The sequence below is a fragment of the Streptomyces sp. CoH27 genome (genome assembly GCF_020181035.1).
Classification (GTDB): domain Bacteria; phylum Actinomycetota; class Actinomycetes; order Streptomycetales; family Streptomycetaceae; genus Streptomyces; species Streptomyces camelliae.
Genome location: NZ_JAIQYY010000022.1, coordinates 40,640 through 62,829, shown reverse-complemented (window position 1 = coordinate 62,829; position 22,190 = coordinate 40,640). Strand labels below are relative to the sequence as shown.

The 22,190-nt window shown below is 69.0% G+C and carries 13 protein-coding genes and 1 pseudogene; 5 read left to right on the top strand and 9 right to left on the bottom strand.

The annotated features are described in order from the left end of the window. The first annotated feature begins 6 nt into the window (after nt 1–6). The 5 genes from LE548_RS32685 to LE548_RS32670 all read left to right on the top strand — a co-directional run bounded on the left by LE548_RS32685 (nt 7) and on the right by LE548_RS32670 (nt 6,073). Nucleotides 7–939, top strand: a complete 933-nt coding sequence (locus LE548_RS32685) for a carbohydrate ABC transporter permease (RefSeq protein ID WP_225100626.1) — start codon at nt 7–9, stop codon at nt 937–939. Next, on the top strand, nt 939–1,757 hold the full coding sequence (locus tag LE548_RS32680) for a carbohydrate ABC transporter permease (protein WP_225100625.1): 819 nt from the start codon (nt 939–941) through the stop codon (nt 1,755–1,757). Before LE548_RS32685 ends, LE548_RS32680 begins: the two co-directional genes overlap by 1 nt. Nucleotides 1,758–1,765: 8 nt before the next feature. Continuing rightward, a complete protein-coding gene (locus LE548_RS32675) occupies nt 1,766–4,126 on the top strand; it encodes a beta-glucosidase (RefSeq protein WP_374116205.1) in 2,361 nt (786 codons plus the stop codon). 18 nt (nt 4,127–4,144) lie between these two features. Beyond that, nucleotides 4,145–4,273, top strand: a complete 129-nt coding sequence (locus tag LE548_RS45630; RefSeq protein WP_263636840.1) for a hypothetical protein — start codon at nt 4,145–4,147, stop codon at nt 4,271–4,273. Between the two features lie 264 nt (nt 4,274–4,537). Next, nucleotides 4,538–6,073 (top strand): glycoside hydrolase family 43 protein, encoded by a 1,536-nt coding sequence (locus LE548_RS32670; RefSeq protein ID WP_225100624.1) that lies wholly within the window; start codon nt 4,538–4,540, stop codon nt 6,071–6,073. Nucleotides 6,074–6,619: 546 nt separating this feature from the next. Here the strand turns inward: LE548_RS32670 and LE548_RS32665 are convergent. The 9 genes and pseudogenes from LE548_RS32665 to LE548_RS32625 form a co-directional block, all read right to left on the bottom strand. Further along, nucleotides 6,620–7,939, bottom strand: coding sequence for a ricin-type beta-trefoil lectin domain protein (locus LE548_RS32665; RefSeq protein ID WP_225100623.1), 1,320 nt, complete (start codon nt 7,937–7,939; stop codon nt 6,620–6,622). 45 nt (nt 7,940–7,984) lie between these two features. Continuing rightward, a complete protein-coding gene (locus tag LE548_RS32660; RefSeq protein ID WP_225100622.1) occupies nt 7,985–9,967 on the bottom strand; it encodes an alpha-L-fucosidase in 1,983 nt (660 codons plus the stop codon). Between the two features lie 52 nt (nt 9,968–10,019). After that, on the bottom strand, nt 10,020–12,428 hold the full coding sequence (locus LE548_RS32655; RefSeq protein WP_225100621.1) for a ricin-type beta-trefoil lectin domain protein: 2,409 nt from the start codon (nt 12,426–12,428) through the stop codon (nt 10,020–10,022). A gap of 54 nt (nt 12,429–12,482) precedes the next feature. Beyond that, nucleotides 12,483–14,315, bottom strand: coding sequence for an RICIN domain-containing protein (locus LE548_RS32650; protein WP_225100620.1), 1,833 nt, complete (start codon nt 14,313–14,315; stop codon nt 12,483–12,485). 56 nt (nt 14,316–14,371) lie between these two features. Then, complete coding sequence (locus LE548_RS32645; protein WP_263636856.1) at nt 14,372–15,832, bottom strand: arabinofuranosidase catalytic domain-containing protein; 1,461 nt, start codon at nt 15,830–15,832, stop codon at nt 14,372–14,374. A gap of 137 nt (nt 15,833–15,969) precedes the next feature. Continuing rightward, nucleotides 15,970–17,619, bottom strand: coding sequence for an RICIN domain-containing protein (locus tag LE548_RS32640; RefSeq protein ID WP_374116201.1), 1,650 nt, complete (start codon nt 17,617–17,619; stop codon nt 15,970–15,972). Nucleotides 17,620–17,663: 44 nt separating this feature from the next. Continuing rightward, entirely contained in the window at nt 17,664–19,085 is a 1,422-nt protein-coding gene (locus tag LE548_RS32635) for an arabinofuranosidase catalytic domain-containing protein (protein WP_225100617.1), read from the bottom strand. A 424-nt stretch (nt 19,086–19,509) separates the two neighbouring features. Continuing rightward, nucleotides 19,510–20,976, bottom strand: a pseudogene (locus LE548_RS32630) (endo-1,4-beta-xylanase); the annotation flags it as partial. A gap of 75 nt (nt 20,977–21,051) precedes the next feature. Further along, complete coding sequence (locus LE548_RS32625; protein ID WP_225100711.1) at nt 21,052–22,188, bottom strand: SGNH/GDSL hydrolase family protein; 1,137 nt, start codon at nt 22,186–22,188, stop codon at nt 21,052–21,054. Nucleotides 22,189–22,190: the final 2 nt, after the last annotated feature.

The following is a 22,190-nucleotide window of genomic DNA, read 5'->3' as shown; positions in this document are numbered from 1 at the left end:
GGACCGATGAGCTCACTTTCTCTCGCAGCCGTGTCCGGCCGCCGCCTCAAGGCGCGCCGGGCCGGCGTCGGGGTGACCCGCCCGGGCTTCGCCTGGGCGATACCCGCGACGCTCTTTTTCCTGCTGTTCGCGATCCTCCCGCTGGTGCTGGTCGCGGTGCTGTCCTTCACCAGCTGGGACGGTGTCACCGCGCCGCACTTCAACGGCCTGGCGAACTGGACGAAGCTGATCCACGACCCGGTGATGACCCAGAGCATCTGGCTCACCGTCGTGCTCACCGTGCTCGGGGTCGTGACGCAGACGCCCGTCAGCATCCTGCTGGGCGTCTGGGCGGCCGGACCCCAGCGCAACCGGGCCGTGCTGTCCGCGATCTTCTTCGTCCCCCTGCTGCTCTCGGCGACCGCGGTCTCGGTGCTGTGGCGCGCCCTGCTCGACCCCAACTTCGGCATGCCGGGCCAGCTTCCCTGGCTGTTCGGCAACGGCAACCTGCTCGGCAGCCAGTCCGGTTCGATCGCGGTACTGACCTTCGTCGGAATGTGGCAGTTCACCCCACTGCACGCGCTGCTCTACCAGGGCGGCGCCCGCGCGGTTCCGCAGGTGCTCTATCAGGCCGCGGCGATCGACGGGGCCGGCACCGTGCGGCAGTTCTTCCACATCACCCTGCCGCAACTGCGCAACACCATGATCACATCGATGATCCTCATGGTCGTCGGCGGGCTGACCACCTTCGACACGGTGCTGATCCTCACCCAGGGCGGCCCCGGCACGGACACCACGGTCAGCGCCTACTACATGTACGAGCAAGGCTTCAAGGAATACGACTTCGGCGCCGGCTCGGCCATCGCGCTGGTCCTGGTCGTGGTCGCCACCCTCATCTCCCTGGCCGTGGTCCGGCTCTCCGGCTACGACAAGATGCGCAGCACGGCGGAGGGGATCTGATGCGGCAGCGCCCCAACTACCTCGCAGGACTGGGCTCCCTGATATGGCTCGCTCTGATCGGCCTTCCGCTCTACGTGCTGCTGATCGCGACCCTGCGCACCACATCCAACTACTCGACCCAGGGCCCGCTGAGCTTTCCCTCGCAACTGACCCTGAGCAACTACTTCAACGCATTCTCCAACGGCTTCGGCCAGGACTTCCTCAACACCCTGATCGTCACCGTCAGCGTCGTCGGCATCGTGCTGGTGGTGGTGCCGCCGCTCGCCTACGCCATCGTGCGCGCCCAGGGCCGGACCATCACCGTCGTGTTCCGGGTTTTCCTGCTGGGACTCGCGGTCCCCGCGCAGGCGGTGATCGTGCCGATGTTCTACGTGATCAGCAAGGCCGGGCTCTATGACCACCTGATCGGCGTCATCCTGCCCACCGCCGCGTTCTCGCTGCCGGTGTGCACCCTGGTGCTGACCGGGGCGATGCGCGACATCACCCCCGAGCTGTACGAGGCCATGGCGATGGACGGAGCCTCCCCGTGGCGGGTCTTCAGGCAACTGGTCCTGCCGCTGTCGAAGGGCGGGCTCTCCTCCATCGTCGTCTTCTCGGCCCTGCAGGCCTGGAACGGCTTCCTCTTCCCGCTGATCCTCACCCAGTCGGACTCGACCAAGGTGATCACCCTCGGTCTGTACAACTTCCAGACCGAACACGGCGTCGACGTCCCTGGACTGCTCAGCGCCGTGGTGCTGTCCATGCTCCCCATCTTCATCGTCTACCTGTTCGCCCGCCGCGCCCTGGTCCAGGGGCTCATGGGGGTCGGAGGAAAGTGACCGGCAACATGAACCCCGCCGCCGAGATCGCCACCCCTGTGTGGCGGGACGTCTCGCTCGACCCCGCGACCAGGGCCGACGCCCTGATCGCGGCGATGACCCTGCGGGAGAAAACAGCGCAGCTGGTCGGCGTCTGGGTGGGCGCCTCCGACGAGGGCGGCGAGGTCGCCCCGCACCAGCACGAGATGGAGGAGCCGCCGGACCTGGACGAGCTGCTGCCGCACGGTCTGGGCCAGCTGACCCGGCCCTTCGGCACCGTTCCCGTGGACGCCGCCGTCGGTGCGCTTTCACTCGCCCGCTCCCAGCAGCGCATCGTCGCCGCCAACCGCTTCGGCATACCCGCGATCGCCCACGAGGAGTGCCTTGCCGGGTTCGCGGCCTGGGGGGCAACCGCCTACCCCGTCCCGCTTTCCTGGGGAGCTACCTTCAACCCCGAGCTGGTGCGCACCATGGCCACCGCCATCGGGACCGACATGCGCGCCGTCGGCGTCCACCAGGGCCTCGCCCCCGTGCTCGACGTGGTGCGCGACGCCCGCTGGGGCCGCGTCGAGGAGACCATCGGCGAGGACCCGTACCTGGTCGGCACCATCGCCACCGCCTACGTGCAGGGCCTGGAGTCCGCCGGGATCGTCGCCACGCTCAAGCACTTCGCCGGCTACTCCGCCTCGCGGGCCGGCCGCAACCTCGCACCGGTCAGCATGGGCGCCCGCGAGCGTGCCGACGTCATCCTTCCCCCGTTCGAGATGGCGCTGCGCGAAGGCCGACCGCGTTCGGTCATGCACGCCTACACGGACACCGACGGCATCCCCTCGGCAGCCGATCAGGAACTGCTCACCGGTCTGCTCCGGGACACCTGGGGCTTCGACGGGACAGTGGTGGCGGACTACTTCGGCATCGCCTTTCTCAAGCTCCTGCACGGCGTCGCCGGAAGCTGGGCCGAGGCCGCCGGGCTTGCCCTCGCCAGCGGCGTCGATGTCGAGCTGCCGACCGTCAAGACATTCGGACAGCCGCTGCTCGACGCGGTCAAGGCCGGCACCGTCCCTGAGGAGCTGATCGATCGCGCCCTGCGCCGGATCCTCATTCAGAAGGTACAGCTCGGCCTGCTCGACCCCGACTGGAACCCGGTTCCGCAGGCGCTCTCCGGAGCGAAACCGGCCGTTCCCGAGGCGCTGCGCGGCAGCGTCGACCTGGACCCCCCGGCCAACCGGCAGCTGGCGCGCGAACTGGCAGAGCAGGCCGTCGTGCTGCTGCGCAACGACGGCACGCTGCCGCTCGGCCGCCCCCGCCGGATCGCGCTGATCGGCCCCAACGCCGACACGCCGACGGCCGTGCTGGGCTGCTACTCCTTCCCCGTGCACGTCGGCTCGCAACACCCCGAGGTCCCGACCGGCATCGCGCTGCCCACGCTGCGCGAGGCCTTGGCGGCCGAGTTTCCCGACGCCGAGATCTTCTCCGCGCCCGGTGCGACGGTCGACGGCGACAGCACGGCCGGCTTCGCCGAGGCGGTCGCGGCGGCCCGCATCGCCGACGTCGTGGTGCTCGCCCTCGGGGACCGCGCCGGCCTGTTCGGCCGCGGCACCAGCGGCGAGGGATGTGACGCCGAATCGATGCAACTACCCGGCGTGCAACAGCAGTTGCTCGACACCCTGCTGGATGCCGACACGCCCGTGGTGCTCGTCATGCTGGCGGGCCGCCCTTACGCACTGGGGCGCGCCGACACAGAAGCAGCGGCAATCGTGCAGTCCTTCTTTCCTGGGGAGGCGGGCACCGAGGCGATCGCCGGCGTGCTCAGCGGGCGGGTGAACCCCTCCGGACGGTTGCCCGTGAGTGTGCCGCGGCACAAGGGTGTCCAGCCCTCCACCTACCTGGCCGCCCGGCTGGCCCAGGACAGCGACGTGTCCAGCACCAGTACCAGCGCGGCCTACGCATTCGGCCACGGGCTCAGCTACACGGAATTCCAGTGGTCCGCGCTCGACGTCAGCGTCACGGAGACCGGCACCGACGGCAGCTTCCGGATCGCCTTCGAGGTCCTCAACACCGGCGAACGCTCCGGCTGCGAGGTGGTGCAGTTCTACCTGCACGACCCGGTGGCCTCCGTGGTCCAGCCGGTGCAGCGCCTCGTCGGCTACCGGCGCCTCCCGCTCGAAGCCGGGGAAGTCTGCCGGGTCCACCTGGAACTGCCCGCGGACCTGGCCTCCTTCACCGGCCGCGGGGGCCGTCGCATCGTCGAACCCGGCGAGTTGGAGCTGCGGATCTCCGCCAGCAGCACCGACCACCGCATCACGGTCCCGCTGCGCCTGACCGGCCCCGTCCGGGAGGTCGACCACACCCGCAGGCTGCACCCCGTCGTCACCGTCGAATGCCGCTGACGTAACGACAGGCCGCGCATGTACACCGACCTGCCCGAGGCCGAGCTGCGGCGCTGCCGCAGCAGCCAGACCGAACCGGACGGCCTCGACGCCTACTGGAAGGATCCACTCACCCAGGCCCCTCGTACGGCGGCGAGGTCCGGCTGACACCGGTCAGCACCGGACTGAGTGTGGCGGTGGACGGGGGCATGTGCTGGAGATGGGCGTACTCGGCGGGCCGCCGAGTACGCCCATCTCCATATGGACAGGCGCGGGCAGGGCTCGGGCCGGAGGGGCCGCCCCCTCCAGCCGCAGCGCGCTGATCAGCATTCCGAACTGACGCGGACTCAACCCGATGAACCTGCGAGCAGCAGTCACGGCACCGCCTGGACTCGCTCCACGACGCCAGGCGGCCGGAAAGGAACACATTCTGTGCGTACGTACGACAACCCCGTGATCAGCGGGTTCCACCCCGATCCGAGCGTGTGCCGGGTCGGTGACGACTACTACCTGGTGTGCTCCAGCTTCGAGTACTTCCCCGGGCTGCCGCTCTTCCACAGCAAGGACCTCGTGCACTGGGAGCAGATCGGCAACGTGCTCCACCGGCCCGAGCAACTGCCGCTGCCTCTCCCTGGTGCGAAGGCGTCCGGCGGCCTCTACGCCCCCACGATCCGCTACCACGCCGGCCGTTACTGGGTCATCAACACCAACATCGACGGCGGCGGCAACTTCGTCGTCTCGGCCGAGCGGCCCGAGGGGCCGTGGAGCGACCCGGTGTGGATCGACCTGACCGGGATCGACCCCGATCTGGCCTGGGAGGAGGACGGCACCTGCTGGTGCGCCTTCTCCGGGCCCGAAGGCGGCATCAACATGGCCAGGATCGACCCGGTCAAGGGGGAGGTGCTGGAGGGGCCCTTTGCCACGTGGTCGGGCAGCGGCCTCAAGTACCCCGAGGCGCCGCACCTCTACCGCATCGGCGACTGGTGGTACCTGCTGATCGCGGAAGGCGGCACCGAACGCGGCCACAGCGTGTCCATCGCCCGCGGCCGCTCGCCGCGCGGCCCCTGGGAAGGCGCACCCGCCAACCCCCTGCTGTCCCACAGCGGTACCGGCCGCTCCATCCAGAACACCGGCCACGCCGACCTGGTGCAGGCTACCGACGGCAGCTGGTGGATGGTGCTGCTCGGCGTCCGGCCCCGCGGCTTCACACCCGACGTGCACGTGCTCGGTCGCGAGACGTTCCTGACCCCCGTGGAGTGGGACGAGGACAGCTGGCCCGTCGTCGCGCCCGTTCCCGAGAGTCACGCGGCCCCGGGCGGTGCCTGGCACCCCGTTCCGCCCCTGCCCGCCCGCGACGACTTCGACGAGTCCGCTCTCGCGCCGCACTGGGTCTCGCCCTTCACCCGCCCAGAGGGCTCCTGGTCGCTCACCGAGCGCCCTGGCTGGCTGGCCCTCAGAGCCACCGGCGCCACCCTCGACCGCCCCGGGTACACCTTCGTCGGCCGCCGCCAGCAACACCACGACTGCCGCGTCACCGCTGCGATCGACCCGGGTACGGGACGCGGCGGCCTCAGCGTGCGCCTGGACGAAGCCCACCACTACGAACTGGAGGTCGGGAACGGTGAGGCCGGAGTCGTCGCCCGCATCGGTCCGCTGCGCCAGACCGTGGCCGGCCGACCGGTCCCGTCCGGACCGCTGACCCTCACCGTCACGATCCGCACGTCCGACCTTGTGCCCGCGTCGCCGGAACTCACCGATGGCGGAACCACCGGCCCTGACACCGTCGCCTTCTGGCTCGGCGACCCCGACGCCCCGGACGCCCAGCCCCTCGCCGAACTGGACGGGCGCTACCTGTCCACCGAGGTCGCCGGCGGCTTCACCGGCCGCGTCATCGGCATGTACGCCACCGTGGGCACGGTCGCCTTCGACTGGTACGAGTACACCCCGGCATCGGCGCCCTCCGCTTGACGCCCGGCCTTCGGCCGCGTGCGACACCTGCGTCCGTGCGGGCGTCGCACGCGGCATCCCGCGAGACCGCCCGTCAAAGGGAGCGGCCCACGTACTCCGCGAGCCCACCGTCGGACGGCCTCGCCACGCTCACCACCCCTGCTTCCTGCCGTCGACCCCGAACAGCCGCACGAAGGCTCGGCCAGGGTCCCGCGCTCCGCCGGCCGCTTCGGCTTCGAGCGCATCCCCTCTTGGCAACGCATCGCCGCTCCCGAGGTCGCGAAGAAGGCGATGATCTCCGGTACTCGCCGCCGGCATCGGCGGACCTGCCGCCGACTGAGGCCGATCCTCGTGAGTGGACACCGGGTTTCATGCCCGCCGGGGAGTTGGACGCACCAGGAACGGAGACGCAGGACTGCATCGATCCCGGATGGCCGGCAGCAGTCCCGGATGCCGCTGCGCCCGCGTCAGAAGCGCGGCAAGGCGCCTGCGCGGATCCGGCTCGGCGCGCGTCGGGCTCTGCGGGGCCAGGCCCGCACGGTGCCGTGCGGGCCTGGCCCCGGTGTGTCAGTTCTGCAGGCGCCAGTGCTGATTCGCACCGCCCGTGCAACTCCATAGCTGAACTTTCGTCCCGTTGGCGGTCCCCTGGCCGCTTGCGTCCAGGCAGAGCCCCGACTGCGCTGCGGTGATCGTGCCGTCGGGATTGACGTTCCATTGCTGATCTGCCTGCCCGCTGCAGTCCCAGATCGCCGCCGGGGCGCCGCTGCCCGCTGTCTGGCCGACGCCCAGGCACTTGTTGCCGTAGACAACCAGCTGCCTTGCGGCGGTGTAGGTCCACCGTTGGTTGGAGCCGCCGTTGCAGTCCCACAGTTGTGCCTGCGTGCCGTTGGCCGTGGTGGAGTTGTTGATGTCGAGGCAGCGCCCCGACTGCTGACCGGCGATCTCCTGGTTGCCGGAGGGCGGCGGTGGCGGCGGATTCGAGCCGAACTGGGTGAAGAACTGCCACACCGCTGCCGACGTCCAGGTGCGCCAGCCGTCACCGGTGGAACCGTCGATGGGACCGGGGTCGTGGCCCGCTCCGTCGAACGCGGCCCAGACGACGGGGTATCCGGACCTGCATCCGGAGTAGGTGGTGATGATGTGCGTCAGGCTTCCGTAGGCCGGCTCGGGCGGGTTCTGCGGGGTGCAGCCATTCGCCCGGACGAAGGTGTCGCGCAGTTCCCGTCCCGACGAGATGGGCAGCACATTGTCCCTGAGGCCGTGCAGACCCATGTACGCGATGGGCTGAGTGCCGCCGTTGCACCCGCTGAGGTTCGCTCCGGAGTAGACCGCGACCGCGCGGAAGACCGTCGCCCGGGAGCAGGCGAGGGCGTACGACATCGCGCCGCCGTAGCTGAAGCCGGCGGAGAACAACTGGGTGGTGTCGACGCACAGACCCGCTTCGATCTGGCTGACCATGGCGTCGACGAAGGCCACGTCCTGGCCGCCGGGGTTGGCCCAGCCGTTGCCGTTGCCCTGGGGAGCGACGAAGATCGTGCTGTTGTTCGCGCTGTCCGCCAGGCGCCTGAGGCCGTAGTAGGACCAGTTGTATCCGTCCGTTCCGCCCGAGTCGACGTCGGCCGCCGTGCCGCCCCGCCAGTGGAAGCCGAAGATCAGCCGGTAGGGGTGGTTGCTGTCGTAGCCGGCCGGAACCCGCAGGATGTAGCTGCGCGTCTGGCCGCCGCTCTGGATCGTGTGGTTACCACTGGTCAGCGTCGGGGCCCTGCCGCAGCCGGCGCTCGCCGCCGCGGCGGCGGTCTTCGTGGCCGAGGCGGGGGCGCCCAGGCCGCTGCTGAACGAGGTGCCCGCAGTGGCCAGTACGAGGAGTACCGCGGCCACGAGGGACATTAAGAGCGGTTTGCGTTTCATACACACCTTCTTCCGTAGTCGACTTCACAGGGCGGTGATGGTCCATGCGTTGTTGGTGCTGGAGTTCGGCGTCCACATCACGGTGGTGGAACCGGCCGTGGTGCTGCCGCTGCTGTCGAGGGCGGTGCCGGTGCCGCGGTTGACGATCTGGTACCGGTTGTCGCCGAGGCCGACCAGCGACCACTGCTGGTTGTTGCTGCCGTTCCACGCCTGCTGGCGGGCGGGAGCGCCGTTGGCGGAATTGCCGTAACTGTCGGCGACCATGCCGTTGGTGCGGTTCACGATGCGGTGGTAGCCGTTGCCGAGGTCGATGAGCTGCCACTGCAGGTTGGTGCTGCCGTCGTAGTTCCACTGCTTGAGGTTGGAGCCGGAGGCGACGTTGCCTCCGCTGTCGAGCACGAGTCCGCTGGTCGCGTTGGCGATCTTCACCCAGGTCGTGGAGCCGCCCGGTGCGCCCAGGACGGGTATCTCTCCGGAGAAGGTGAGCTTGACCGTGTACGCCAGGGCGCTGAACGGCGGGTTGGCCGAGGGCATGGCCAGGTGCAGTCCGGAGGCGTCCTGGGTCGGGGCGGGCAGGTTGATGTAGGTGCCGGCGGCGTTGCCCAGAAGTTGGGCGCCGGTCAGGCTACTGAGGTTGATCTGGTTGGTGTTGAGCGTGGTGACGGTCATGGTGCCGCCCTGCCAGCCCAGCGCGGTGATGTAGAGGACCTTGTTGTCCTGGGTGCGGGTGAACCGGATGTCCTGTGGTGTGCCGGCCACCGGTCCGCTGAAGGAACCTCCGCCCATCTTGGTGGGGCCCTCGCCGTAACTGGTCCAGGAGCGGGTGCCGTAGACCGCCTCTCCGAAGCGGCCGAGCCAGTCCCCCATGCCGAGCAGGATCGACTGCTGCCCGGAGGGGATGGTGCCGTCGGCCATGGGGGCGATGTTCAGCAGCATGGTGCCGCCCTTGCTGACCCGGTCGATCAGCGAGTGCAGCAGTGCCTGCGTCGAGTAGTAGCCGATGCCCACCGTGTAGCACCAACTGGAGGAGGAGATGCTGTCGTCGGTCAGCCAGTACGGGGTGAGCAGCCCTGCCGGGCCGCCGCGCTCGAAGTCGAAGACCTCGCCCTTGTTGTCGAGGCCGTCCTTGTACGTGGCGACGACGTCCTTGTTCCAGGCGACGGCCCGGTTGTAGTAGTACGCGAGGAACTGGAGCCGGTCCGACTCCTGCACCAGGTTGAGGTCGAAGTCCTGCCAGATCAGGTCGGGTTGGTAGCCGTCGACCACCTCGACCAGCTTGTCGTACCAGAGCTGGTTCTCGGCGGCCGAGCCCTGCTGGCCGAAGAGGATGCGCAGGGTCGGGTCCGACTGGTTCGGCACGTGGTCGTAGTAGCCGTTGAAGTGGTAGGCGTGGTGGAGGGAGGCCATGAACTTCAGGCCCTGCCCGCGGATGGCCTGCGCGTGCAGCCCCACGAGGTCGAGTCTGGGCCCGTGCCGGACCGAGTTCCACGGGTTGGCGCGGCTGTTCCACATGGAGAAGCCGTCGTGGTGCTCGGCGACCGGGCCGGCGAACCGCGCGCCCGCGGCCTTGAACAGCCGGGCCCAGGCGTCCGGGTCCCAACTACCGCCCTGGGACGCCAGCTTGGGGGCGAACTGCACGAAGTTGCCGGCCTTGTCGCGGGCGCCGTCGATGAAGTTGTTGTACGGCCATACCGAGGGGTCACCGTAAATGGCGATGTGGTGCTTGTTCTCGTTCGAGCCGCCGATGTACATGTTGCGCGGATACCACTCGTTGCCGAACGCGGGGACGCTGAAGACGCCCCAGTGGTAGTAGATGCCGAACTTGGCGTCCTTGAACCAGGCCGCGGCCGGGGGGTGCTGGTCCACGGAGGGCCAGGTCGCGGTGTAGCCGGCGGGGCCGTCGGTCGCGGCCGCCTCGGGGGCGAACCGCAGCAGGCCGAAGGCCGCGGCCGCGCCGGTCGCCGCCAGCAGCCGGCGCCGGCTGATCGGGAGGGGGGAGGAAGTCATGCGGGGCCTCTCAGCGTCGTTGAGGGGGTGGGTGATCTCGTCCGTCACCGGATCAGTTGCGCGTCCACTTCTGGTTGTCGGAGCCGGTGCAGGTCCACAGCTCCAGCAGGGTGCCGTTGGCCGTTCCCGCACCGGTGGCGTCCAGGCACAGGCCGGACCGGACACCGGTGATCGTGCCGTCGGCGTTGAGCTTCCACTGCTGGTTCGCGCTGCCGTCACAGGCCCAGATGTCGACCTTGGTGCCGGCGCCGGTACCGCCACTCGCGGCGTCCAGACAGGAGTTGCCGTAGACCCGCAGTTCACCGGCCGAGGTGCTGGTCCACTGCTGGTTGGCGCCGCCGTTGCAGTCCCACAGCTCGACCTGGGTGCCGGAGGTCTGCGACTGGTTGGGCACGTCCACGCACCGGCTGGAGCCGACGCCGACGATCGAGCCGACCGTGCCGCCGCCCGGTCCCCCGCTGCCGGCAGTGAGGGAGAGGTTGTCGAACTGTGCCGTCTCGCCCTGGCTGGTCGCATAGCCGACCTGCCCTCCGACCCAGGTGCGGTCACTCACGGAGCCGACCGTGGCACCGTCGATGACGGCGGTGAGGGTCGTGCCCGAGAAGGCGAGAGCCAGCGTGTGCCACCGGTTGGTGCCCAGCGCCGCGACCGTGCCGCGGGCGAGGGTGGAGACATTGCCGTTGGTGCCCGAGTTCAGGATCGACCAGGCCCCGGTGTCACTCACCCGCAGGTGGTAGGCGTTGAGCTGGCCCGTGCTGGAGTAGTCCTGCCCGTTCGCGCGGCCGATCAGCTCGGCGTATCCCGGCTGTTCCAGCAGCACGTCGGACGAGACGGTGTAGTTGCCCCAGCCCACGTCACCGAGCAGGGCGTGCGGATCGGACAGCGCGTCCCAGGTGATCGGCTTCTGCGGGCTCATCTGGCGCACGCACTTGCCGCTGCGGCCGCCGCCGCAGCCCGCCACCTCGAAGGCACCCTGCCAGTCCATGAGGTACTTCGCCTCGCTGCCGCTGGCGTAGCCGTCGAAGGAGTCGCTGTACGGCAGGCTCATCGCCCCCTGGGCGGGAGCGCTGGCGGTGCCCTTGCCCTGACCCGTCGTGGTGGTCAGGGTGTAGACGTGGTGGGGCTGTACGGTCAGGCTGAAACCGCCGCCGGACGGGGTGAGGTCCGTGGTGTGCACGAAGTAGTCGGCGGGATTGCCGGAGTTGACGTCCGTCGACCAGACGTGGACGGTTCCGGTGGACAGCCCTCCGGTGACGTTGAAGTTCAGCGTCTGGGCGCTGCCGGCGTCCATCGTCTCGATGACCGTGGAGTAGTCGGAGTTGTCGGTGGACTTCAGCGAGACATAGCTGCCGTTGTTGCGGCTGCCGCCGATGTAGCCACTGGAGGAGTCGAGGTAGTGCCACCCGGGGGCGGTGAACTGGCTGGTGTGCGCCATCACCCAGGTGTTCTTGCCGATCGCGTAGTGTCCCGACCACGGCTGCGAGGCCAGCGCGAGCCCCATGGTGGGATAGGGCAGGTTCGGTGTGATCGCGGCGACCACCGGCCAGTTGAGGTACGCAGTCATGCGGCCGTCGATGTATCCGCGGTTGATGCCGCGGGCCATGGCCGGCGCTCCACTGTTGTAGTCGTCGGAGCCGTTCTCACTCGCCCACAGCGGCTTGCCGGACGACGTGGCGGCCGACGGCACCGAACAGTTGGACTGGGAGGAGCGGTAGCCGCAGGGGTAGTGGGTGCCGATGACACTGACGGCGGCGGCGAACGCCTGGTTGGAGTCGACGTCGTTCGCCACGGCCCAGTCCGAGTCGGCCGCGACGATCTTGACGCTGCCGTAGCCGTTGGTGTCGAGCGCGCTGCGCAGCTGCTCGTACCAAGAGACGTTGTAGCCTCGCTCGTTCCATCCGCCGAGGTAGTCGATGGACAGTCCGTGCTGCTTGGCACAACCCAGCCACGAGACCAGGTAGTTGATCATGTCGGTGGACCAGAAGTTCCCGCCGCCGATCCAGCCCGGGGCGCCCCACGCGAGCCCGTACAGCTTGATGTTCGGGTTGCGCGCTTTGGCCTGCTCCATCAGCCACCACTCGTAGCCCCGGTCGCAGTTCAGGTCGGAGCGGGTGTGCTGGTGACTGGGCTCGGCTCCCGAGGTCGAGTTGGTGTCCCCGCCGACCTCGGCCTTGAGGATCTGCAGGGAGGCGCCGTAGCCGGGCTTGAAGAGATAGTCGAGGATCTGGCCGCGCTGGGGCTCGGGGTAGTCGATCAGGAGCCTGCTGTTGCCGCCTCCGCCGCTGATCGCGCCGACGCCGTCGAAGGTCCGTCCGCCGGATGCGCCGTTGATGGTGACGGATGTGGCGGCCTGGGCCGGAGCGGCGGCCGTGCCCACGAGGCCGCCGACCGCCAGGACGAGGCCCGCGAGCACGGCCGTCGAGGCGCGCAGGCGCCGCAGCAGCCGTCTGAATGCTGACACGGTGGTTCCTTTCGCAGGTCGGGGTGTCCGCCGCCGATGCGGTGGGCGGACGGTTCAGCGGACGACGAAGTCCTGGTTGGTGCCCGGCGCGTTCTTGCACTGCCACTGGTCGAGCTGCTGGCCGGCATTGCTGCCGGCGCCGTAGACGTCCAGGCACAGGCCGCTGTCGCGGTTCTGGAACGCGTACGAGCCGTCGGACTGGCGCACCGGCAGCCACAGGCCGTTGCCCGACGTGCCGGGAGCCTGCTGGACGATGTCCGGGGTGCCCGCCGCAGTGGAGCTCCCGGCGACCGCCACGTCCAACCCCGAGCTCTGGGTGCGCAGTTCGCCGTAACCTCCCGAGGCCGGCACGAACTGGAACTGCTGGTTGCCCTGCCCGTTGCAGGACCACTGGTCGATCGCGGCACCGGCGCTGCCGGAGTTGCCGTACACGTCCAGGCACAAGTTGTTGTTGGCGACCACGAGTTGGTGGTAGCCGTCCGGGAAGCCCCCGCCGCCGGACGAGGCCGGCGTCAGATAGACGGCGAACGCGTCGTGCGCGCCCTGGAACGTGATCGGCACGGTGATCGAGCCGCCCGAGGTGCTCACGTTCTGGTCGTACACGGTCTGTGGGGCGCCGAGCGGCGCCTGGTCGGGGATGCGGTGCACCGTGACGTGCACGCTGCCGGCGTTCGCCAGCCAGGGTACGGATGACAGCCCGTCGAAGGTCACGGACGCGGTGCCGGTGTACCCGTTCGAGTCGCCGATGACGGCCACTGCGCGTTTGTTGGCGGAGTCCTCGGAGGCCGAGATCGCCGTCGAGCCGACCTGGCCGGAGGTGTCGACGAGGGTGCCGGTCATGTCGGCGTAGTCCCGGAGCGCCCACCAGTTGCCGGTCGGCTGCCAGCTGCCCCCGCTCTGGGTGAGGACCCCCGTCAGGTTGGGGGTGACGCAGCACACCCAGTTGCCGCGCATCGCGTTGGTGTACCCGGACTGCGCGAACCGCGCAAGGTACCAGGCCGTCACCCCGGCGGTCTGCCGGTCGGCCGGCTGGTACTCGTTCGAGGACAGCGGCAGCGGACCGATGCCCGCCGAGCTCAGCGCGTTGTCGAGGCTCCGCGCGACAGTGACCGGGTCGTCGACATCGCCCTCGTTGTGGTTGGTGATCATGTCCGGCACCGTCCCGGCCGCCTTCACATGCGCGAGCCAGGCCTGCCATTCACCCGGATTGCGCTGCGGGGTGAAGGCGAGGGACGGCCCCACGATCTGCGCGCCGGGCGCGATGCGCCGGATCTCCCGGTAGGCGCTGTCCCACATCTGGAAGTACTGGGTGCTGTTGACACCCCGGGTCCAGAAGTAGGAGATATCGGGCTCGTTCCAGATGTCGTAGGAGAACTTCAGTCCCGACGCCTGGAGCGCTCCCACGGTGGAGTCGATGAAGCTGATCCAGTTCGCGCAGTTGCCGTTGTCGCACGGGTACGTCGTGTTGGACGGCTGGCCGCCGTTCGCGCCGTAGATGTCGCTGACGAGCACCTGGTACTGCGCGTGGTACGGCGGCCGGGTCAGCCGTTTCGCCTGCGCGATGATCGAGTCGACGTCGGCCCGACTGGCCGCACCGTACTGGTAGTTGTCCTTGATCCAGCCGCCGGAGAACCAGCCCCCGCCGCGGAACGCGTTGATCCCCAGCGGCTGGATGAACTGGTCCACAGGTTGGCTGCCGTCCTGGGTGAAGCCGTAGAGAAAGCCCTCACCCACACCGGTCGACGGGCCTCGCGTCGACGCCAGGTTCACGCTCAGCGCCTCGCCCGCGGCGGCACGGCTCCCGGCCGCCGACAGCAGCTGCAGCACGAACGCCAACACGACGCCGACGGCGAGCAGCACACGGCGGTCCCTCGCTCGCGTCCTCATACGGACCTCCTATGGACCAGCGGTTCAGCGATACAGCGATTCAGCGATTTATCGGGTCAGCTCAGCGACCACTTCTGGTTGGATCCGCCGTTGCAGGTCCACAGCTGTACGAGGCTGCCGTTGGCGGTGGCGGCGCCGGTCACGTCCAGGCAAAGGCCGGACTGGGCACTGGTGACGGTGCCGTTGGCGTTGAGGTTCCACTGCTGGTTGGTCTGGCCGTTGCAGGGCCAGGTGATGACCTTCGTGCCCGGACTGGTGCCCTTGTCGTAGGCGTCCAGGCACAGTTGGCTGCTGCCGGAGTACACGGTGAGCTGGTGGGACGCGGTCGCGGTCCACGTCTGGTTCACCGCGCCGTTGCAGTCCCAGATCTGCGGCTGCGTACCCGCCGTCGTGGATGCGCCCGGCACGTCGAGACACTTGGCCGCACCCACCGCGTGCACGGCACCCGTCGTGCCACTACCGCTTCCCGACCCGTAGTTGGCGGCGGTGATGGCGGCCTGTACCGCGTTCTCGGTTGTGTCGGACGGATAGCCGGCCGTGATCGCGCCTTCGAAGAACTCGCCCACGCCGTTGGGACTGTTGTCGCCCCCGGTGCCGAGCAGGACCGAACTGTCGACCTTCATCGGCGAGTAGCCGTTCGGCAGGGGACCGGAGAAGGTGGTGGTCAGGCCGCCGCTCGTGCCGTTGCCGTATTTGAGGGTGAAGTTGCTGGTGCCGTTGTTCTTCAGCCACGCGCTGACGAACGGATAGTGCACGCCGGGGTTGTTCGGGTCCTTGTTGGAGCCGGTGTCGGTGTGGAACATGCCGTTCTCCAGGTCGGCCTCCACCCAGGGGCCGCTGCCGGTGCAGCCGCCGAACCAGCAGGCGTTGCCCCAGTAGATGGCGTTCATGGTGGCGTTGCCGGTGTCGGTGTGGGAGTTCTCGCCGCTGCCATAGTCGAAGCAGCACCATTGGTTGGTGTAGTTCGACGAGGTCACCATGTAGATGCCTTCGGGCTGGGCGCCGGTGGGCACGCCGCTCGCGTGGTCCAGCCGGTAGCCGACGCCCGGAGTGACCTTGACACCGAACACCTGGTGACCGGCCGCGGTCACCGGCAGGGCCATGGCGTCCGCCCCGACGTCGGATCCGTTCGGACCCGAGCCCTTCCAGTAGCCGCCCCAGGAGATCGGCATGTCGTTGTGCCTGGCGGTCTGGTCGTAGATCTTCGTGATCGTGCAGGACGTGCCCGCGCAGAACGACACCTGGGACGCGCCGTCGGCGTACCCTCCCGCGGTGAGCACCCCGATGTCGCGGTAGCTGTGGTCGGAGGCCCGCTGGATCTGGTACAGCGGCCCGTTGTACGCCGCGAAGAGTGCCCTGGTGGTGGCGTGTGCCGTCACGCACGGTGTGCCGCCCGCAGCGTAGAGGTCGCACGGGAGCGACGCGTCCGCCGCGGGCACGGGGGCGTGGACGGCGGCAGGTGTGCCGGTCCGCGCGGAGGTGGCGAACGAGGGTGTCCCGAGCGCGGCCAGGGCCATCGCCAGGGCGATCAGGAGCACGGCCGGGAATCGCCTTCGCCGGCGATCTGTTGCTGATCCGGGCAAGGAGACCTCCTCTGTGGCGGTGCCGCCGCGCCGGCGGCACCGAAGCTGCCCGTGGCCGAGGGAGGGGCGAGTCATCCCAGCGTCCACCGCTGACCGCTGCCGCCGTTGCAGGTCCACAACTCGGCGAGGGTTCCGTCAGCCGTGGCCCCTCCCGTGACGTCCAGGCACAGGCCGGACTGGACGCCGGTGATCGTGCCGTTGGAGTTCAGCGACCACTGCTGGTTGCTCTGGCCGTTGCATGGCCAGATCTCCACCTTCGTCCCTGGCGTGGTCTGGTTGTTGTAGGCGTCCAGGCACATCTGGCCACTGCCGGAGTAGACCGTGAGCTGGTCGGAGGAGGTGTGCGTCCAGGTCTGGTTGGCGCCGCCGTTGCAGCTCCAGATCTCCACCTGGGTGCCGGCGGTCGTGGTGGAGTTGGGTACGTCCAGGCACTTGCCCGCGCCGACCGCGTGCAGTGCCCCTGTCACGGCGGTGCCCCCGCCGCTGTTGCCGCCCGCGACCCGGTACATGACGGTGCCGTGGGCCGGTACCGAGGCGCTGATGGTTCCGGAGGTCGTGGACGATCCGCCCGACCAGAGGTCGGTCAGGGTGTAGGCGGACGCCCCGGTCTTTCCGATCGCGGCCGCGGTGGTGGTGATGGTCGCCGTGGAGCCCGTCTCGTTGAACAGTGCCACCGACACGTCCCCGTTGGCCAGCGGCTTGGCCAGCACGTCCAGCCCGCCCGAGGAGGACACCATGGTCCCCTGTTTGCCGAGCGGGTCCTGGTCGACCGCGATCACCCGGGAGTTGGTCAGGACAGACAAGGTGTCAGCACTGGCCGAGGGGATGTTGGTCCCCGCGATCAGCGGCGCGGCCATCTCCGCCCACAGACTGAACTCACTGCGGCTCTCGGTGGCCGTCATCGAGCCATTGCCGACCTCCAGCATGTCCGGGTCGTTCCAGTGGCCGGGGCCGGCGTAAGAGGCCAGTCCGACGTTGCTGTGGAAGATCGACAGCATGCTGGAGAAGGTCGGGCTGATGTCCCCGGTGGTGCGCCAACTGTTGCCGACGTCCGCGCCCCAGGTCCACACGTTCTCCTGGCCCCAGTTGCACAGGCTGAACAGGATCGGCCGGCCGGCGGCCGCCAGCGCGTCCCGCATCGCGGTGTACCGGGTCCGCGCCGGCACGCCAGTGTTGTTGCAGTTGTCGTACTTCAGATAGTCCACGCCCCACGACGCGAACGACTGCGCGTCCGTGGTCTCGTGCCCCAGGCTGCCCGGGTATCCCGCACAGGTCGCCGTGCCGGCGTCCTCATAGATCCCGAGCTTCAGCCCAAGCGAGTGCACGTAGTCCGCGGTGCCTTTGATGCCGTCGGGGAACTTGGCCGGGTCCGGCACCAGGTGGCCGCCGGAGTCGCGGCTGTGGGTCATCCAGCAGTCGTCGATGTTGACGTATGAATAGCCCGCCGCCTGCATTCCGTTGGTGTGCATCGCCTGGGCCGTGGACTTGATCAGCGACTCGGAGACGTCGCAGCCGTATGCGTTCCAGTCGTTGAAGCCCATCTGCGGGGTCGGCGCCAGCCCGTTGCCGAGCGCCGCGGCGGGCTGCGCCTTACCGAGGGAGAGGAGGGGGACGGCCACGGTGAGCAGCAGGGCCGAGAACGTGAGCGCCAGGGTTCTGCGCAGGGACAGCAGCGGAGGCAGCGGCCGAAGGCGCCTGGCTCTTGCAGTGGTCATGGGCATAAGTCATCGACTCCTGGGGCGAGTTGGGGAAGCTGAGCGGCTGTTCAGCGGTAGCCGGCGGCAGTGATGTTGGCCTGCACCGCGTCGTCGGTCGCGTCGGACGGGTAGCCGGCGACCATGGCTCCCTCGTAGAAGGTGCCGGCGCTCAGGTTGGCGCCGCCGCCGGGCTTGCAGCAGTCGCCGCCACTGCCCAGGACGATGGCTCCCTGTTTCTTCATGGGGCTGTATCCGCCCGGAAGCCCGCCGTCCCACAGGGCGGTCAGGCCGCCGGACTGCGCGTTGCCGCCCTTGAGGGCGAACCTCGACGTCCCGTTGTTCTTCAGCATCGCGGTGACGAACTTGCCCGGAAACGCTCGCTGGTTGGTGTTCCAGGACTGGCTGCCGCCGGAGTACAGGCCCCATTCGAGATCGGCCTGCACCCAGGGACCGCTTCCCGAGCAGCCGCCGAACCAGCACTCGGTACCGAAGTTGATCGCGTCCATCGCCCCGGCGGCGTCGGCCCTTCTGTCCGTCTCGCTGTTGCCGTAGTCGAAGCAGCAGCCACTGTTGACGTGGGTGCCACTGGTGACCATGTACGCCCCTTCAGGTGCGGCGCCGGTCGGCACGCCCGTCAGGTGACCGTCCCGCCAATAGCTGTTCCCGGGATTGAAGTACAGCGAGTACGCCTTGGTGCCCCCGGCGGTCAGCGACTCGGAGGTCGCCTTCGCGGGGCTGCTCTGACTCGATCCCGGGACCTGGGCCGAGCCCTGGTACCACAGGTCGTTGCCGTGTCCGGACTGGTCGCGGACGACCGTGATCACACACGAGGTGCCCGCGCAGAACGAGTCCTGCGCCGCCGCGTCGGCGAAGCCGCCGGGCGCCAGCACACCGATGTCCCTGGTCGCGTTGTCCGAGCCGCGCCTGACCTGGTACAGGGAGCCGTTGTACGAACCGTAGAGCGCCCGCACCGTGCTGTGCGCGGCCACGCACGGCGTACCGCCCGCGGAGTAGATGTCGCACGGGCCCGATCCGCTGGGCGGAGGTGTCGGGGTGCTCCACTTCTGGTTGCTCTGGCCGTTGCAGGTCCACAGGATGACCGCGGTGCCGTTGGCCGTTCCCGCCCCGTTGACGTCCAGGCAGAATCCGGACGCCACACTGGTGACGGACCCGTCGGAGTTCTGTCGCCACACCTGGGTCGGCTGTCCGTCGCACGACCGGATGACCACCGGGGCTCCGGGAGCCGTCCGCTTGTCGTAGGCGTCCACGCACCGGGTGCCGCTCATCGTCCTCAGCTCACCCGCCGATGTGAACTCGAACGCCTGATTGACCTGGTCGTTGCAGTCCCAGATCTCCAACGCCGTTCCCGGCGTGTCGACGTTGCCCTTGACGTCCAGGCACCGCCCCGACGCCGAGCTCACCACGGGAGCCACAGGTGCCGATGCCGACCATGTCGGCGCGGTCGTCAGCAAGACGGTCAGCAGTGCCATCACGCATGCGGCGGCGGTTGTCGATAAGCGTGGTCCATGAGCGGGGCTCCGGGGCGAAACGGATGAGGGCTGCATTCTGTTCCTCGAATATGTGGGGGAAGGGGAGCAGAGAGTGCCGTGCCTGTCCGAGGGAATCCAGCAGGGGGGTCCGTCGACCGCTCCCGTCAGCGGGTCCGAATGTACTCACAGAGAACACTCAGACATCCCATGTTCCATAGTGATCCCACATACCTGACACAGTGTCAATGCATGTGTCTCACCGAATCAGAACTCGATCCATCCCATGTTTGTCCCGGTCGGCTCGCCATGACGGCATGCCGGAACCCGCTTCCGGCGACGGCGACCGTGCCGGACGCGGGGGTGGGTTCGCGGTACTCCGAAGCGGACCGCGGGCAGGAGCGCGCGCTTGGCGCCGATCACCTCACCTGAAGTTCCAGTGCTGGTTGGCGCCGCCGGTGGAGTCCCAGATCTGGATGGGGGCCCCGTTGGCAGTCTGCCCGCCTGGACTCTCCAGCGCCCGCCCGGAAGCGACGTTGATCAGGGTGTACGAACCGTCGCCGTTCCGGTTCGCCTGCCAGTGCTGGTTCGCACCGCCGTTGGCATCCCAGAGCTCCATCCGCGTGCCATTGCCGATCTGGCCACCCGGCTCGTCCAGAACCCGCCCACTGCCGATATTCGTCAGCGTGTAGGAACCGTCACCGTTCTGATTCGCTCGCCACTGCTGGTTCGCGGCGCCACCGTTGGCGTCCCAGACCTGCAGCGGCGTGCCGTTCGCCGTCTGCCCGCTCGGCACGTCCAGCATTCGCCCCGCGGCGACGTCGCTCAGCGCGTACACCTGGCCCGAGACGATGCCCCCCGAGTTCCCCGTACCGCCGCCCAGCGCGGACAGGACCGCGTCGTAGGCCGGCTTCTTGCTGCCGTTACCGCTGAACAGCAGCGGGTTCTCGCCCGACCGCCACGAGTCGCTGTCCCTGATCCCCCACACGGTGATGCCGGTGCAGCGGGGAACGTTCATGCACGCCCGCACCGTGTTGGCGTAGGCGGTCGGCGATGCCTGGGCGATGTCGAGTTCGGTGATCTGGACGTCGACGCCGAGGGCCGCGAAGTTGGCCAGCGTGGTCTGGAAGCTCGACGGCGGGCCGCCGGTGCCGAAGTGGCTCTGGAGGCCGACGCAGTCGATGGGCACGCCGCGCGCCTTGAAGTCGCGCACCATGTTGTAGACACCCTGGGTCTTGGCGTCCGACCAGTTCTCGATGTTGTAGTCGTTGTAGCAGAGCTTGGCGGAAGGGTCGACGGCCCGGGCGGTGCGGAACGCCTCCTCGATGAAGCCGTTCCCGAGCACGTCCTGGAACACCGAGCTGCGGTGCTGGGTGGAGCCGTCGGCGAAGGCTTCGTTGACCACGTCCCAGGCATAGATCTTGCCCTTGTAGTGGTTCATCACCGTGGTGATGTGGTTGTTCATCACGCTGCGCAGCGTGTTCGCGTCCCTGATGCCACTGACCCAGCCGGGCAACTGCGAGTGCCACACCAGGGTATGGCCACGCATCCGCTGACCGTGCGCGGTGGCGTGGCCGACGATCTGGTCGCCCGGGCCGAAGTTGAAGTTGCCGCGGGACGGTTCGGTGGTGTCCCACTTCATCTCGTTCTCCGGAGTGATCATGTTGAACTCCCGGTCGAGAATCGTGGAATACGTCGAATCACCGAGCCTCCCGGCGGCCACGGCCGTGCCGAAATAGCGGCCACTGCCGGACGCGGCCGCGCCCAGCGTGCTGGAAGCCGCATGGGCGGCAGGCGCCGCCATGCCCGCCAGGGCCAGTACCGTGCCGGCGGTCAAACCGGTGACCGAGACGAGGGCCTTGCGAAGACGGGGCCGCTCATTGAGCCAGGACATAAAGGATCATCCTTCTTGTGTGGGGGGGTGACACCGACCGCGCGACGGTGCTGCGAGGGGAGTCGGGTCACGGGCTCAGGAGACCGGCAGAGCGGTCCACTGCTGGTTGGCCCCGCCGTTGCAGTCCCACAGGACCAGTTGCGTACCGTCGGTGGCGGACGCGCCGGGGTCGTCGAGGCAGCGGCCGGAGACGGGGTTGCGGTAACCGCCGTTGTACGCCTGCCATTGCTGGTTGGCGCCGCTGTTGCAGTCCCAGATCTCGATCTTGGTGCCGTTGGCGGTACCGCGTCCGGTGGCATCAAGGCACTTCCCGAGCGCTCGCAGGGTGCCGTCGGAGCGCGCGGACCACTGCTGAGCCTCGGAGCCGTTGCAGGACCGGATGTCCGCGGCGGTCCCGTTGGCGCTGTTGCCGCCGTTGACGTCCAGGCACTTCCCCGCGATTCCGGAGCTCACCTGACCGCCCACGGAAACTGGCGGCTTGATCCAGCCTGCCGCGTCCGCGGCCTGGACCCCGGCGTTGAAGGCGTCCGCCATCTTTCTGTAGCCGTTGTCGTTGGGGTGCAGGGAGTCGGCCAGGTCCGCGGTGGTCAGGGCACTCATGTCCACCAGGCGTACGTGCTTGCCGGCGGCCTGCTCGGCCTGGACGATTCCGGGGAGCCTTGCGTTGAAAGCGGGCCGGTTGGCCTCCTCGGTGCCGCTGGTGGAGACGATCACGGTGCCGACGAGGACGGTCGCGTCGGGGGCGTCGCCGGTGATCCGGTCGATGAGCGCGCGGAGCCGGTCGGGGGCGGTCGGGACCTGGTAGTTGCCGTTCAGGTCGTTGGTACCGATCTCCAGGGTGACCACGTTCGGCCGATAACGGGCCAGCACGGAGTCCGCGATGCCGGTTATCTGGTCGATCCGCCAGCCGGAGTGGCCTTCGTTGTCCGGGTCGGACATGGTGCCGGCCCGACCCGAGCCGACGAAGTCCAGGGCGTGCCCTTCGGCCGCCAGCTGGTTCCACAGGAAGCCCCGGTAGCCGTTCCCGGACGGGCTGCCGACGCCCCAGGTGATCGAGTCGCCCAACGGCATCAGCCGCAAGGCGGCGGGCGCCGCGGCCCGTGCGGCGGAGGGCGGCGGCTCGGTGCCGGTGGCCGCCGCCGCGGGCAGGTTGGTGCCGACGCCGAGCGCGGCCGTCAGCGCGACGGCCAGGGATGCCGCGTACTTCTTCATCA

Excerpts from the sequence above, each read along its gene's own strand:
- LE548_RS32685 (WP_225100626.1), top strand. The coding sequence starts at position 7 with ATGAGCTCACTTTCTCTCGCAGCCGTGTCCGGCCGCCGCCTCAAGGCG.
- LE548_RS32680 (WP_225100625.1), top strand. The coding sequence starts at position 939 with ATGCGGCAGCGCCCCAACTACCTCGCAGGACTGGGCTCCCTGATATGG.
- LE548_RS32675 (WP_374116205.1), top strand. The coding sequence starts at position 1,766 with ATGAACCCCGCCGCCGAGATCGCCACCCCTGTGTGGCGGGACGTCTCG.
- LE548_RS45630 (WP_263636840.1), top strand. The coding sequence starts at position 4,145 with ATGTACACCGACCTGCCCGAGGCCGAGCTGCGGCGCTGCCGCAGCAGC.
- LE548_RS32665 (WP_225100623.1), bottom strand. The coding sequence starts at position 7,939 with ATGTCCCTCGTGGCCGCGGTACTCCTCGTACTGGCCACTGCGGGCACC.
- LE548_RS32660 (WP_225100622.1), bottom strand. The coding sequence starts at position 9,967 with ATGACTTCCTCCCCCCTCCCGATCAGCCGGCGCCGGCTGCTGGCGGCG.
- LE548_RS32650 (WP_225100620.1), bottom strand. The coding sequence starts at position 14,315 with ATGAGGACGCGAGCGAGGGACCGCCGTGTGCTGCTCGCCGTCGGCGTC.
- LE548_RS32645 (WP_263636856.1), bottom strand. The coding sequence starts at position 15,832 with ATGGCCCTGGCCGCGCTCGGGACACCCTCGTTCGCCACCTCCGCGCGG.
- LE548_RS32640 (WP_374116201.1), bottom strand. The coding sequence starts at position 17,619 with ATGCCCATGACCACTGCAAGAGCCAGGCGCCTTCGGCCGCTGCCTCCG.
- LE548_RS32635 (WP_225100617.1), bottom strand. The coding sequence starts at position 19,085 with ATGGCACTGCTGACCGTCTTGCTGACGACCGCGCCGACATGGTCGGCA.
- LE548_RS32625 (WP_225100711.1), bottom strand. The coding sequence starts at position 22,188 with ATGAAGAAGTACGCGGCATCCCTGGCCGTCGCGCTGACGGCCGCGCTC.